The following is a 13,214-nucleotide window of genomic DNA, read 5'->3' on the forward strand; positions in this document are numbered from 1 at the left end:
CTTTTGTTCGCCAAAGGCAATGCGCTATTTGGGCTAGGGCTTCACGTTGTCATTAGTAGCCTAACTGTCTATACTCGGCACCCGACCGCCAGGGGCTTTAAAGCCCGCTTTTCTGGGGTCGTCACTCCCTGGGTGGTGGGTACCTGACCAGTACACTTACCAACAACTTTGCCCTGCTTGCTAGGGGCTCTTCAGTGTGAAAAAAGCCGTGAAAAGCCAACGACCTGTAAACCTAGACCTAAGGACCATCAAACTCCCCATTACCGGCGTTACGTCATTTCTTCACCGTGTTTCCGGCATCATCCTCTTTCTGGGCCTGGGCATCATGCTGTACGCATTGAGCCAATCCCTGAGTTCCGAGGAAGGTTTTGCCGAGGTGAAGGCATGCCTGACCAGTCCGCTGGCCAAATTCGTGGCGTGGGGCCTTCTGTCCGCCTTGCTGTATCACCTGGTTGCCGGTGTGCGCCATCTGATTATGGACATGGGCATCGGTGAGACGCTGGAAGGCGGCAAACTGGGCTCGAAAATCGTTATCGCCATTTCCGTGGTGGTGATCGTTCTGGCGGGAGTTTGGATATGGTAACTAATGTCACGAACCTGTCGCGTTCGGGCCTCTATGACTGGATGGCGCAGCGCGTTTCTGCGGTCGTTCTCGCGGCTTACTTCATTTTTCTGATCGGCTACCTGGTGGCGCACCCTGGCATCGACTATGCCCAGTGGCACGCCCTGTTCTCCCATAACGCGATGCGGATCTTCAGTCTGCTGGCCCTCGTTGCCCTGGGCGCTCACGCCTGGGTCGGCATGTGGACCATTGCCACCGACTACCTGACGCCGATGGCGCTGGGCAAGTCGGCGACTGCAGTTCGTTTCCTGTTCCAGGCGGTATGTGGTGTCGCGATGTTCGCGTACTTCGTCTGGGGTGTGCAGATTCTCTGGGGTATCTGATTCATGGCTAACATTCCAACGATTTCCTTCGACGCCATCATCATTGGTGGTGGCGGTGCCGGCATGCGCGCTGCGCTGCAGCTGGCTCAAGGCGGCCACAAGACCGCCGTGATCACCAAGGTGTTCCCGACCCGTTCGCACACCGTATCGGCCCAGGGTGGCATCACCTGCGCCATCGCTTCGGCCGACCCGAACGATGACTGGCGCTGGCACATGTACGATACCGTCAAGGGTTCCGACTACATCGGTGACCAGGACGCTATCGAATACATGTGTCAGGAAGGCCCGGCTGCGGTGTTCGAGCTGGACCACATGGGTCTGCCGTTCTCGCGTACCGAAACCGGCCGTATCTACCAGCGTCCGTTCGGTGGCCAGTCCAAGGACTACGGTAAAGGTGGCCAGGCCGCCCGTACCTGCGCCGCTTCCGACCGTACCGGTCACGCGCTGCTGCACACCCTCTATCAGGGCAACCTGAAAGCCGGCACCACCTTCCTCAACGAGTGGTACGCGGTTGACCTGGTCAAGAACCAGGACGGCGCCTTCGTCGGCGTGATCGCGATCTGCATCGAAACCGGCGAGACCGTCTACATTCGCGCCAAGGCCACCGTACTGGCCACCGGCGGTGCAGGGCGTATCTACGCCTCCACCACCAACGCCCTGATCAATACCGGCGACGGTATCGGCATGGCCCTGCGTGCCGGCGTGCCGGTGCAGGACATCGAGATGTGGCAGTTCCACCCGACCGGCATCGCCGGCGCAGGTGTACTGGTTACCGAAGGCTGCCGTGGTGAAGGTGGTTACCTGATCAACAAGCACGGCGAGCGTTTCATGGAGCGCTACGCGCCAAACGCCAAGGACCTCGCCGGTCGCGACGTTGTGGCCCGCTCCATGGTCAAGGAGATCATCGCCGGCAACGGCTGTGGCCCGAACGGCGACCACGTGATGCTCAAGCTCGACCACCTGGGCGAGGAAGTGCTGCACAGCCGCCTGCCAGGCATCTGCGAGCTGTCCAAGACCTTCGCGCACGTCGACCCGGTCGTTGCACCCGTACCCGTCGTTCCAACCTGCCACTACATGATGGGCGGCGTTGCCACCAACATTCATGGCCAGGCGATCTCGCAGAACGCCGACGGCGAAGACACCATCATCGAAGGGCTGTTCGCGGTCGGTGAAGTGGCTTGCGTATCGGTTCACGGCGCCAACCGCCTGGGCGGCAACTCGCTGCTCGACCTGGTGGTGTTCGGCCGTGCGGCCGGCCTGCACCTGGAAAAGGCCCTGAGCGACGGTATCGAATACCGCGACGCCAGCGACACCGACGTGGAAGTCGCGCTGAACCGTCTGAACAAGCTCAACGAGCGTACCGACGGCGAAGACGTGGCAACCCTGCGTCGCGAGCTGCAAAGCTGCATGCAGAACTACTTCGGCGTGTTCCGCACCGGCGAATACATGCAGAAGGGTATCGAACAGCTGGCTGGCCTGCGCGAGCGTATCGCCAACGTCAAGATCAACGACAAGTCCCAGGCCTTCAACACCGCGCGTATCGAAGCGCTGGAGCTGCAGAACCTGCTGGAAGTCGCTGAAGCCACTGCAATCGCTGCTGAAGTGCGCAAAGAGTCCCGCGGTGCCCATGCCCGTGAAGACTTCGAAGACCGTGACGACGAAAACTGGCTGTGCCACACCCTGTACTTCCCGGGTGAAAAGCGGGTTGCCAAGCGTGCAGTCAACTTCTCGCCGAAAACCGTTCCGACGTTCGAGCCTAAAGTCCGGACTTACTAAGGGTGGCCACTATGTTGAAAGTCGAAGTTTATCGCTACAACCCCGACACCGACTCGGCACCTAAGACCCAGGTGTTCGAAGTCGATACCGGCGGCAAGGACCTGATGGTTCTGGATGTGCTGGCACTGATCAAGGAACAGGACGAAGGTTTCTCCTATCGTCGTTCGTGCCGCGAAGGCGTGTGCGGTTCCGATGGCATGAACATCAACGGCAAGAACGGCCTGGCCTGCATCACCCCGCTGTCGGCGGTGGTGAAGAAGAACAAGCTGGTCGTGCGTCCGCTGCCCGGCCTGCCGGTCATCCGTGACCTGGTCGTTGATATGAGCATCTTCTACAAGCAGTACGAGAAGGTGAAGCCGTTCCTGCAGAACGATACCCCGGCGCCGGCGATCGAACGCCTGCAGTCACCGGAAGAACGCGAGAAGCTGGACGGTCTGTACGAGTGCATCCTGTGCGCTTGCTGCTCGACTTCCTGCCCGTCGTTCTGGTGGAACCCGGACAAGTTCCTGGGCCCGGCCGCTCTGCTTCAAGCTTATCGCTTCCTGGCCGATAGCCGTGACACCAAGACCCAGGAGCGCCTGGCGTCCCTGGATGACCCGTTCAGCGTATTCCGCTGCCGCGGGATCATGAACTGCGTAAACGTTTGCCCCAAAGGTCTGAACCCGACCAAGGCAATCGGCCACGTACGTAACATGCTGCTGCAAAGCGGCACCTGATTCAAAAGTGTTGTACCCGTAGCACACCGAAGTGCGGGCCCTTGCCCGCACCGAGGTGCAACTTGAGCAAAGGCCAAAAGCCCGAGCTTTTACCTATGAAGATATGAGACCAGCAGGGGCGTCCGGGCTGGTACCCGGTAAATCTGCGGAACTCTCGGTGGCTTGGTTCAGTCGCTGCATACGGACTCAACTCAGCTTGCTGTGGTTCTTGCCGATCGAGGCCCCTAACCGAGGGTGACCAAGCATGCAAGAAAGCGTGATGCAGCGCATGTGGAACAGCGCCCACCTTTCAGGTGGTAACGCTGCCTATGTGGAAGAGCTCTACGAGCTCTACCTGCACGACCCTAACGCTGTGCCAGAAGAGTGGCGCACTTACTTTCAGAAGTTGCCCGCCGAAGGCAGCACTGCCACCGATGTATCGCACTCGACGATCCGCGACCATTTCGTACTGCTGGCAAAGAACCAGCGCCGCGCCCAACCGGTTTCCGCCGGTAGCGTGAGCAGTGAACACGAGAAGAAGCAGGTTGAAGTGCTGCGACTGATCCAGGCCTACCGTATGCGCGGCCACCAAGCCGCGAAGCTCGACCCCCTGGGGTTGTGGCAGCGCCCTGCGCCAGTAGACCTGTCGATCAATCATTACGGCTTGACCAATGCCGATCTTGATACGACCTTCCGTGCCGGCGACCTGTTCATCGGCAAAGAGGAAGCGAGCCTACGCGAAATCTTCGAGGCGTTGCAGCAGACATATTGCCGCACCATCGGCGCCGAGTTCACCCACATCGTCGACTCCGAGCAGCGCAGCTGGTTCCAGCAGCGTCTGGAGAGCGTGCGTGGGCGTCCTGAATTTTCCGCAGACATCCAGAGCCACCTGCTCGAGCGCGTTACCGCGGCAGAAGGCCTGGAGAAATACCTGGGTACCAAATACCCGGGCACCAAACGTTTCGGCCTGGAAGGCGGCGAAAGCCTGATTCCGATGCTGGACGAGCTGATCCAGCGCTCCGGTTCCTACGGTACCAAGGAAGTCGTGATCGGCATGGCCCACCGTGGTCGCCTGAACGTACTGGTCAACACCTTCGGCAAGAACCCGCGCGAGCTGTTCGACGAGTTCGAAGGCAAGAAGAAGGTCGAGCTGGGTTCCGGTGACGTGAAGTATCACCAGGGCTTCTCGTCCAACGTGATGACCGCCGGCGGTGAAGTTCACCTGGCCATGGCGTTCAACCCTTCGCACCTGGAAATCGTCTCGCCAGTGGTGGAAGGTTCGGTGCGCGCCCGTCAGGACCGCCGCAACGACAGCGTTGGCGACAAGGTACTGCCGATCTCGATCCACGGCGACGCGGCCTTCGCTGGCCAGGGCGTGGTCATGGAAACCTTCCAGATGTCGCAGACCCGCGGTTTCAAGACCGGCGGCACCGTGCACATCGTGATCAACAACCAGGTTGGTTTCACCATCAGCAACCCGCTGGACTCGCGTTCCACCGAGTACTGCACCGACGTCGCCAAGATGATCCAGGCGCCGATCCTGCACGTCAACGGCGACGATCCGGAAGCGGTGCTGTTCGTGACCCAGCTGGCGGTCGACTACCGCATGCAGTTCAAGCGTGACGTGGTCATCGACCTGGTCTGCTACCGTCGTCGCGGCCACAACGAGGCCGACGAGCCGAACGGCACCCAGCCGCTGATGTACCAGCAGATCAGCAAGCAGCGCACCACCCGTGAGCTGTACGCCGATGCGCTGACCCAGGCTGGTCGTCTGGATGCCGAGCGCGTCCAGGCCAAGGTCGACGAGTACCGCAATGCGCTGGACAACGGCCTGCATGTTGTGAAAAGCCTGGTCAAGGAGCCGAACAAGGAGCTGTTCGTCGACTGGCGTCCATACCTGGGCCACGCCTGGACCGCGCGTCACGACACCCGCTTCGACCTCAAGACCCTGCAGGAGCTCTCGGCCAAGTTGCTGGAGCTGCCGGAAGGCTTCGTGGTTCAGCGCCAGGTCTCGAAGATCTACGAAGATCGCCAGAAGATGCAGGCCGGTGGCTTGCCGATCAACTGGGGTTACGCCGAAACCATGGCGTACGCCACCCTGGCCTTCGAAGGTCACCCGATCCGCATGACGGGTCAGGATATCGGTCGCGGCACCTTCTCTCACCGCCATGCGGTGTTGCACAACCAGAAGGACGCCAGCACCTATATCCCGCTGCAGAACCTGTTCCCGGGCCAGCCACGTTTCGACCTGTACGATTCGTTCCTGTCCGAAGAGGCGGTACTGGCGTTCGAATACGGCTACTCGACCACCCAGCCCAATGCGCTGGTGATCTGGGAAGCCCAGTTCGGCGACTTCGCCAACGGTGCCCAGGTGGTTGTCGACCAGTTCATCACCAGCGGCGAGCACAAGTGGGGCCGTCTGTGCGGTCTGACCATGCTGCTGCCACACGGTTATGAAGGGCAGGGGCCTGAGCACTCCTCGGCGCGTCTGGAGCGTTACCTGCAACTGTGTGCCGAGCACAACGTTCAGGTCTGCGTACCTACCACGCCGGCTCAGATCTACCACCTGCTGCGTCGTCAGGTCATCCGTCCGCTGCGCAAGCCGCTGATCGTGCTGACACCCAAGTCGCTGCTGCGCCACAAGCTGGCCATCTCGACCCTGGAAGAACTGGCCGAAGGCTCGTTCCAGACCGTCATTCCGGAAATCGACAGCCTCGATCCGGCCAAGGTGACGCGCCTGGTGCTGTGCAGCGGCAAGGTCTACTACGATCTGCTGGAAAAACGCCGTGCCGAAGGCCGTGAAGACATCGCTATCGTGCGTATCGAGCAACTGTATCCGTTCCCTGAAGACGATCTGGTTGAAATCCTTGCGCCTTACACCGGTCTGAAGGACGTGGTGTGGTGTCAGGAAGAGCCGATGAACCAGGGCGCGTGGTACAGCAGCCAGCACCACATGCGTCGCATCCTGAGCCGTCACAACAAGGACCTGGTCCTTGAGTACGCCGGTCGTGACGCCTCGGCAGCACCTGCCTGTGGTTACGCTTCGATGCACGCCGAACAGCAGGAAAAACTGCTGCAAGCTGCCTTCACCGTTTAATGCCATCGCGCACCAGAAACCGAATTTAAGGAACCACTGATAATGGCTATCGAGATCAAAGCCCCTACTTTCCCGGAATCGGTTGCCGATGGCACCGTTGCCACCTGGCACAAGAAACCGGGCGAAGCCGTCAAGCGTGACGAGCTGATCGTCGACATCGAGACCGACAAGGTCGTCCTGGAAGTGCTGGCCACCGCCGATGGCGTGCTGGGCGACATCGTCAAGGGCGAAGGCGAGACCGTGCTGTCCGACGAAGTGCTGGGTTCGATCAATGAAGGCGCTGCACCAGCTGCTGCTCCGGCCGCCGCTGCCGCCGCACCTGCCCAGGCTGCCGCTCCGGCCGACGCTGGCGAAGACGACCCGATTGCTGCGCCTGCCGCACGCAAGCTGGCCGAAGAAAACGCCATCGACCTGGCCAGCGTCGCTGGCACCGGTAAAGGCGGTCGCATCACCAAGGAAGACGTCGTCGCTGCCGTCGCCAACAAGAAGGCCGCTCCGGCTGCCGCTGCTGCCAAGCCGGCCGCTGCTGCCGCTGCCCCGGTTGTCGCCACTGGCGACCGTACCGAGAAGCGTGTGCCGATGACCCGCGTGCGTGCCACCGTGGCCAAGCGTCTGGTCGAAGCACAGTCGAACATGGCGATGCTGACCACCTTCAACGAAGTCGACATGACCGAAGTCATGGCACTGCGTTCGAAGTACAAGGACCTGTTCGAGAAGTCCCACAACGGCGTGCGCCTGGGCTTCATGTCGTTCTTCGTCAAGGCTGCCACCGAAGCGCTGAAACGCTTCCCGGCTGTCAACGCCTCGATCGACGGCAGCGACATCGTCTACCACGGCTACGCCGACATCGGTGTTGCCGTGTCCAGCGACCGCGGCCTGGTGGTACCGGTACTGCGTAACGCCGAGCAGATGAGCCTGGCCGAAATCGAAGGCGGCATCGCCACCTTCGGCAAGAAGGCCCGTGACGGCAAACTGTCGATCGACGAGATGACCGGCGGTACCTTCACCATCACCAACGGTGGTACCTTCGGTTCGATGATGTCGACCCCGATCGTCAACCCGCCGCAGGCTGCAATCCTGGGCATGCACAACATCATCCAGCGTCCGATGGCCGTCAACGGCCAGGTCGTGATCCGTCCGATGATGTACCTGGCACTGTCCTACGATCACCGCCTGATCGATGGCAAAGAAGCCGTGACGTTCCTGGTGACCATCAAGAACCTGCTGGAAGACCCGGCTCGTCTGCTGCTGGACATCTGATAAACAGCTGCAGGCTGCAAGCGACAAGCTTCGAGCAGAAGCGTGTTCGCCTTGCCGCCTGCAGCTTGCCGCTTGACGCTAAAAGGAATCTTTTATGACCCAGAAATTCGACGTGGTAGTGATTGGTGCAGGTCCTGGCGGCTATGTAGCCGCGATCAAGGCTGCCCAGCTCGGCCTGAGCACTGCCTGTATCGAGAAGTACGTTGACGGCGAAGGCAAACTGGCCCTCGGCGGTACCTGCCTGAACGTGGGTTGCATTCCGTCCAAGGCGCTGCTGGACAGCTCCTGGAAGTACAAGGAAGCCAAAGAGAGCTTCAACGTGCACGGCATCTCCACTGGCGAAGTGAAGATGGACGTGGCTGCGATGGTTGGCCGCAAGGCTGGCATCGTCAAGAACCTGACCGGCGGCGTTGCCACCCTGTTCAAGGCCAACGGCGTCACTTCGATCCAGGGCCACGGCAAACTGCTGGCCGGCAAGAAAGTCGAAGTCACTAAGCCTGACGGCAGCACCGAAATCATCGAAGCCGAAAACGTGATCCTGGCCTCCGGTTCGCGTCCGATCGACATTCCGCCGGCTCCGGTCGACCAGAAAGTCATCGTCGACTCCACCGGCGCCCTGGAATTCCAGACCGTGCCAAAACGCCTGGGCGTGATCGGCGCCGGCGTCATCGGCCTGGAGCTGGGTTCGGTATGGTCGCGCCTGGGTGCCCAGGTGACCGTGCTCGAAGCCCTGGACACCTTCCTGATGGCAGCCGACACCGCTGTTGCCAAGGAAGGCCTGAAGACCCTGACCAAGCAAGGTCTGGACATCAAGCTGGGCGCTCGCGTGACCGGCTCGAAGGTCAACGGCGACGAAGTCGAAGTGACCTACACCGACGCCAACGGCGAGCAGAAGATCACCTTCGACAGGCTGATCGTTGCAGTCGGCCGTCGCCCTGTGACCACCGACCTGCTGGCTGCCGACAGCGGCGTGACCATCGACGAGCGCGGTTTCGTGTTCGTTGACGACTACTGCGCTACCAGCGTACCGGGCGTCTACGCCATCGGTGACGTGGTACGTGGCATGATGCTGGCGCACAAGGCCTCGGAAGAGGGCATCATGGTCGTCGAGCGCATCAAGGGCCACAAGGCCCAGATGAACTACGACCTGATCCCATCGGTTATCTACACCCACCCGGAAATGGCCTGGGTCGGTAAAACCGAGCAAGCCTTGAAGGCTGAAGGCGTTGAGGTTAACGTGGGCACCTTCCCGTTCGCGGCCAGCGGCCGTGCGATGGCGGCCAACGACACCGGTGGTTTCGTCAAGGTCATCGCCGATGCCAAGACCGACCGCGTTCTGGGTGTACACGTCATTGGCCCAAGCGCTGCCGAACTGGTGCAGCAGGGTGCAATCGCAATGGAATTCGGCTCCAGCGCCGAAGACCTGGGCATGATGGTCTTCTCCCATCCGACCTTGTCTGAAGCGCTGCACGAAGCCGCTCTGGCCGTGAATGGCGGTGCCATCCACGTAGCCAACCGCAAGAAGCGTTAAACAATAAGAAACCACGGCGGACGGCCCGTCGTGAGTCTTGCGTGCATGGCTCACCGCGGAAAGTCCGCCGGACTCGAACTCCCGGAGCATACCGGGGGCAAGCGGTCACAGGTGGCGCGGCACTCCACAGGAGCGCAGCGCCGAAGCGCAGTACCTAACGAAGACGGTAAAAAGCATGAATCTTCACGAGTATCAGGGTAAGCAGCTGTTCGCTGAATACGGCCTGCCAGTTTCCAAGGGTTTCGCAGTCGACACCCCTGAAGCTGCAGCAGAAGCCTGCGACAAGATCGGTGGCACCGAGTGGGTTGTAAAAGCCCAGGTTCACGCCGGTGGTCGCGGTAAAGCGGGCGGCGTAAAGCTGGTTCGCAGCAAAGAAGACGCCAAGGCGTTCGCTGCCCAGTGGTTGGGCAAGCGTCTGGTTACCTACCAGACCGATGCCAATGGTCAGCCAGTCACCAAGATCCTGGTTGAATCGTGCACTGATATCGCTAAAGAGCTGTACCTGGGCGCTGTCGTTGACCGTTCGAGCCGTCGTATCGTGTTCATGGCCTCCACCGAAGGTGGCGTGGACATCGAGAAAGTCGCTCACGACACTCCGGAAAAAATCATCAAGGCCACTATCGATCCACTGGTTGGCGCTCAGCCATTCCAGGGTCGCGAGCTGGCATTCCAGCTGGGTCTGGAAGGCAAGCAGGTTGCTCAGTTCGCCAAGATCTTCGTCGGTCTGGCCAAGCTGTTCAAAGAGCACGACCTGGCACTGCTGGAAGTGAACCCGCTGGTGATCAAGGCCGACGGCGATCTGCACTGCCTCGATGCCAAGATCAACATCGACGCCAACGCCATGTACCGTCAGCCCAAGCTGAAAACCTTCCACGACCCGTCGCAGGACGATCCTCGTGAAGCCCACGCTGCCAGCTTCGAGCTGAACTACGTGGCCCTGGAAGGCAACATCGGCTGCATGGTCAACGGTGCCGGCCTGGCCATGGGTACCATGGACATCGTCAACCTGCACGGCGGCAAGCCAGCCAACTTCCTCGACGTAGGTGGTGGCGCTACCAAAGAGCGCGTGACCGAAGCGTTCAAGATCATCCTGTCCGACAGCAATGTCGCGGCCGTACTGGTCAACATCTTCGGCGGCATCGTTCGTTGCGACATGATTGCCGAAGGCATCATCGGTGCAGTGAAAGAAGTTGGCGTTAAAGTGCCGGTTGTTGTTCGTCTGGAAGGCAACAACGCTGAACTGGGCGCCAAAGTACTGGCAGAAAGCGGTTTGAACATCATTGCGGCAACCAGCCTGACCGACGCTGCTCAACAAGTTGTCAAAGCTGCGGAGGGCAAGTAATGAGCGTCCTGATCAATAAAGACACCAAAGTCATCTGCCAGGGCTTCACCGGCTCGCAGGGTACCTTCCACTCCGAGCAAGCCATCGCCTACGGCACCAAGATGGTTGGCGGCGTGACCCCAGGCAAAGGCGGCACCACTCACCTGGGCCTGCCGGTGTTCAACACCGTGAAAGAAGCAGTAGCTGCTACCGGCGCCGACGCGTCGGTCATCTACGTACCGGCTCCTTTCTGCAAGGACTCGATCCTGGAAGCAGCGTTCGGCGGCATCAAGCTGATCGTGTGCATCACCGAAGGCATTCCTACCCTGGACATGCTCGATGCCAAGGTCAAGTGCGACGAGCTGGGTGTTACCCTGATCGGCCCTAACTGCCCAGGCGTCATCACCCCGGGCGAGTGCAAGATCGGCATCATGCCAGGTCACATCCACTTGCCAGGCAAGGTCGGTATCGTGTCGCGTTCCGGCACCCTGACCTATGAAGCCGTGAAGCAGACCACTGACGCCGGTTTCGGTCAGTCCACCTGCGTCGGTATCGGTGGCGACCCGATCCCGGGTTCGAACTTCATCGACATCCTGAAGCTGTTCCAGGAAGACCCGAAGACCGAGGCGATCGTGATGATCGGCGAGATCGGCGGTTCGGCTGAAGAAGAAGCGGCTGCCTACATCAAGGCAAACGTCACCAAGCCAGTGGTTTCCTACATCGCCGGTGTGACTGCCCCAGCGGGCAAGCGCATGGGCCATGCTGGCGCCATCATTTCGGGCGGCAAGGGTACTGCAGACGAGAAGTTCGCAGCCCTGCAGGACGCCGGTGTAAAAACCGTGCGTTCGCTGGCCGACATCGGCAAGGCCCTGGCCGAGCTGACCGGTTGGGAAGTGAAGAAGTAAGCTGCGGCTGACCTTCCACGCTTCGGCAAAGGCCACCCTCGGGTGGCCTTTGTGCTTTCTGGTGTACAACGCTGCCCCCTGTAGGGGCCGGCCTTGCCGGCGAAGCAGACAGCGCGGTCTTGCATAAAAGTCGGTCATCCACGCGACATGCATATTCGCTCATCGGACAAGCACCCCTCTGGCAGTGCGTTTTGCGGCCAGATTCGTTAACCTGTGCCCTCATTTTGTGCCAGCACCCCAAAAGGGAGCTACACGCTAAACGGGTCTGCTCCATCCGGGCAGGCAGCATTTCCCTCACCCAAGGGGAAGTCCCTCTCTAAATCCCGATTTCAGAAGTGTGGTATTTCCTTAATGAAAGTCTTGAAAGGCCAGGACATCCTGGCGCTTGGTTTTATGACGTTCGCGTTATTCGTGGGCGCAGGCAACATCATTTTCCCGCCTATCGTCGGCCTGCAATCGGGCCCCTACGTCTGGTTGGCCGCCCTGGGCTTTCTGGTCACTGCCGTGGGCCTGCCCGTGATCACCGTGGTGGCACTGGCCAAGGTCGGTGGCGGCATGGACGCGCTGAGCAGCCCGATCGGCAAGGTGGCCGGTGGCCTGCTGGCGGCTGCCGCGTACCTGGCCGTAGGCCCGCTGTTCGCCACCCCGCGTACCGCGACCGTGTCCTTCGAGGTAGGTGTTGCACCGCTGACCGGCGAGAGCCCGACCGCGTTGTTCATCTATAGCCTGGTGTACTTTGCCGTGGTGCTGGCCGTGTCCATGTACCCGGGCAAGCTGCTCGATACCGTCGGGCGCTTCCTGGCCCCGCTGAAGATCATCGCGCTGGCCGCGCTGGGCATCGCCGCGTTCATGCTGCCGGCCGGCACCATGGGGGTGGCGCAACCTGAATATGTCGCCGCGCCGTTCTCCCAGGGCTTCATCAATGGCTACCTGACCATGGATACCCTGGGCGCGCTGGTGTTCGGTATCGTCATCGTCAACGCGATCCGCTCGCGTGGCGTCGACTCGCCGCAACTGATCACCCGCTATGCCATCATCGCCGGCCTGATTGCCGGTGTCGGCCTGGCGCTGGTGTACATCAGCCTGTTCCGCCTGGGTGCGGGCAGCCACGAGATCGCCGCCGGTGCGAGCAATGGCGCGGCGGTGCTGCATGCCTATGTACAGCACACTTTCGGTTCGCTGGGCAGTGGCTTCCTGGCTGTACTGATCGCGCTGGCCTGCCTGGTCACCGCCGTGGGCCTGACCTGCGCCTGCGCCGAGTACTTCAGCCAGGTACTGCCGTTGTCGTACCGTATGCTGGTGGTGCTGCTGGCCGGCTTCTCGCTGGTGGTGTCGAACCTGGGCCTGACCAAGCTGATCGCGTTCTCGATCCCGGTGCTGACGGCAATCTACCCGCCCTGCATCGTGCTGGTGGCGCTGAGTTTCTGCGGCAACCTGTGGAACTCCCAGACCCGCATCATGGCCCCGGTCATGGCGGTGTCGCTGCTGTTCGGCGTGATCGACGCGCTCAAGGGCGCCAACCTCGCTGGCTGGCTGCCGGAGTCGCTGGCGCACCTGCCGCTGAGCGAGCAGGGCCTGGCCTGGCTGGTGCCTTCGGTGGCGATGCTGGCTGTTGCCGTGGTGCTTGACCGCATGCTCGGCAAGCCGCGCGAAGCGGTCGCTTGAGTGCCGGCCGCGGCAGGCG

General features: G+C 61.1%; 10 protein-coding genes. All 10 read left to right on the forward strand.

The genetic code is table 11. From position 1 onward, the window contains the following. The first annotated feature begins 196 nt into the window (after positions 1-196). The 10 genes from sdhC (at position 197) to brnQ (ending at position 13,195) form a co-directional block, all read left to right on the forward strand. A complete protein-coding gene (gene sdhC, locus QMX96_RS08565) occupies positions 197-583 on the forward strand; it encodes a succinate dehydrogenase, cytochrome b556 subunit (RefSeq protein WP_088515660.1) in 387 nt (128 codons plus the stop codon). Continuing rightward, positions 577-945: a succinate dehydrogenase, hydrophobic membrane anchor protein gene (gene sdhD / locus QMX96_RS08570; RefSeq protein WP_043863140.1), complete on the forward strand. Its 369-nt coding sequence runs from the start codon at positions 577-579 to the stop codon at positions 943-945. Before sdhC ends, sdhD begins: the two co-directional genes overlap by 7 nt. Before the next feature lie 3 nt (positions 946-948). After that, on the forward strand, positions 949-2,721 hold the full coding sequence (gene sdhA, locus QMX96_RS08575) for a succinate dehydrogenase flavoprotein subunit (protein WP_043863139.1): 1,773 nt from the start codon (positions 949-951) through the stop codon (positions 2,719-2,721). Between the two features lie 11 nt (positions 2,722-2,732). Then, positions 2,733-3,437, forward strand: a complete 705-nt coding sequence (locus tag QMX96_RS08580; protein WP_043863138.1) for a succinate dehydrogenase iron-sulfur subunit — start codon at positions 2,733-2,735, stop codon at positions 3,435-3,437. Positions 3,438-3,681: 244 nt separating this feature from the next. Further along, positions 3,682-6,513, forward strand: a complete 2,832-nt coding sequence (locus QMX96_RS08585; protein ID WP_043863137.1) for a 2-oxoglutarate dehydrogenase E1 component — start codon at positions 3,682-3,684, stop codon at positions 6,511-6,513. 42 nt (positions 6,514-6,555) lie between these two features. Further along, on the forward strand, positions 6,556-7,773 hold the full coding sequence (gene odhB, locus QMX96_RS08590) for a 2-oxoglutarate dehydrogenase complex dihydrolipoyllysine-residue succinyltransferase (protein WP_054915668.1): 1,218 nt from the start codon (positions 6,556-6,558) through the stop codon (positions 7,771-7,773). A 94-nt stretch (positions 7,774-7,867) separates the two neighbouring features. After that, positions 7,868-9,304, forward strand: a complete 1,437-nt coding sequence (gene lpdA / locus QMX96_RS08595) for a dihydrolipoyl dehydrogenase (protein ID WP_043863135.1) — start codon at positions 7,868-7,870, stop codon at positions 9,302-9,304. Positions 9,305-9,479: 175 nt separating this feature from the next. After that, complete coding sequence (sucC, locus tag QMX96_RS08600) at positions 9,480-10,646, forward strand: ADP-forming succinate--CoA ligase subunit beta (RefSeq protein ID WP_043863134.1); 1,167 nt, start codon at positions 9,480-9,482, stop codon at positions 10,644-10,646. Then, complete coding sequence (gene sucD / locus QMX96_RS08605; RefSeq protein ID WP_038613108.1) at positions 10,646-11,530, forward strand: succinate--CoA ligase subunit alpha; 885 nt, start codon at positions 10,646-10,648, stop codon at positions 11,528-11,530. The genes sucC and sucD overlap by 1 nt, the downstream gene beginning before the upstream one ends. 351 nt (positions 11,531-11,881) lie before the next feature. Beyond that, positions 11,882-13,195 (forward strand): branched-chain amino acid transport system II carrier protein, encoded by a 1,314-nt coding sequence (brnQ, locus tag QMX96_RS08610; RefSeq protein ID WP_043863133.1) that lies wholly within the window; start codon positions 11,882-11,884, stop codon positions 13,193-13,195. The last annotated feature ends 19 nt before the right edge of the window (positions 13,196-13,214 follow it).

It is taken from the genome of Pseudomonas sp. PS01300, from assembly GCF_029960155.1.
Classification (GTDB): domain Bacteria; phylum Pseudomonadota; class Gammaproteobacteria; order Pseudomonadales; family Pseudomonadaceae; genus Aquipseudomonas; species Aquipseudomonas palmensis.

Bases quoted from the DNA above. Each gene is read 5' to 3' on its own strand.
- sdhA (WP_043863139.1), top strand. From the start codon at position 949: ATGGCTAACATTCCAACGATTTCCTTCGACGCCATCATCATTGGTGGT.
- brnQ (WP_043863133.1), top strand. From the start codon at position 11,882: ATGAAAGTCTTGAAAGGCCAGGACATCCTGGCGCTTGGTTTTATGACG.
- QMX96_RS08580 (WP_043863138.1), top strand. From the start codon at position 2,733: ATGTTGAAAGTCGAAGTTTATCGCTACAACCCCGACACCGACTCGGCA.
- QMX96_RS08585 (WP_043863137.1), top strand. From the start codon at position 3,682: ATGCAAGAAAGCGTGATGCAGCGCATGTGGAACAGCGCCCACCTTTCA.
- odhB (WP_054915668.1), top strand. From the start codon at position 6,556: ATGGCTATCGAGATCAAAGCCCCTACTTTCCCGGAATCGGTTGCCGAT.
- sucD (WP_038613108.1), top strand. From the start codon at position 10,646: ATGAGCGTCCTGATCAATAAAGACACCAAAGTCATCTGCCAGGGCTTC.
- sucC (WP_043863134.1), top strand. From the start codon at position 9,480: ATGAATCTTCACGAGTATCAGGGTAAGCAGCTGTTCGCTGAATACGGC.
- sdhD (WP_043863140.1), top strand. From the start codon at position 577: ATGGTAACTAATGTCACGAACCTGTCGCGTTCGGGCCTCTATGACTGG.
- lpdA (WP_043863135.1), top strand. From the start codon at position 7,868: ATGACCCAGAAATTCGACGTGGTAGTGATTGGTGCAGGTCCTGGCGGC.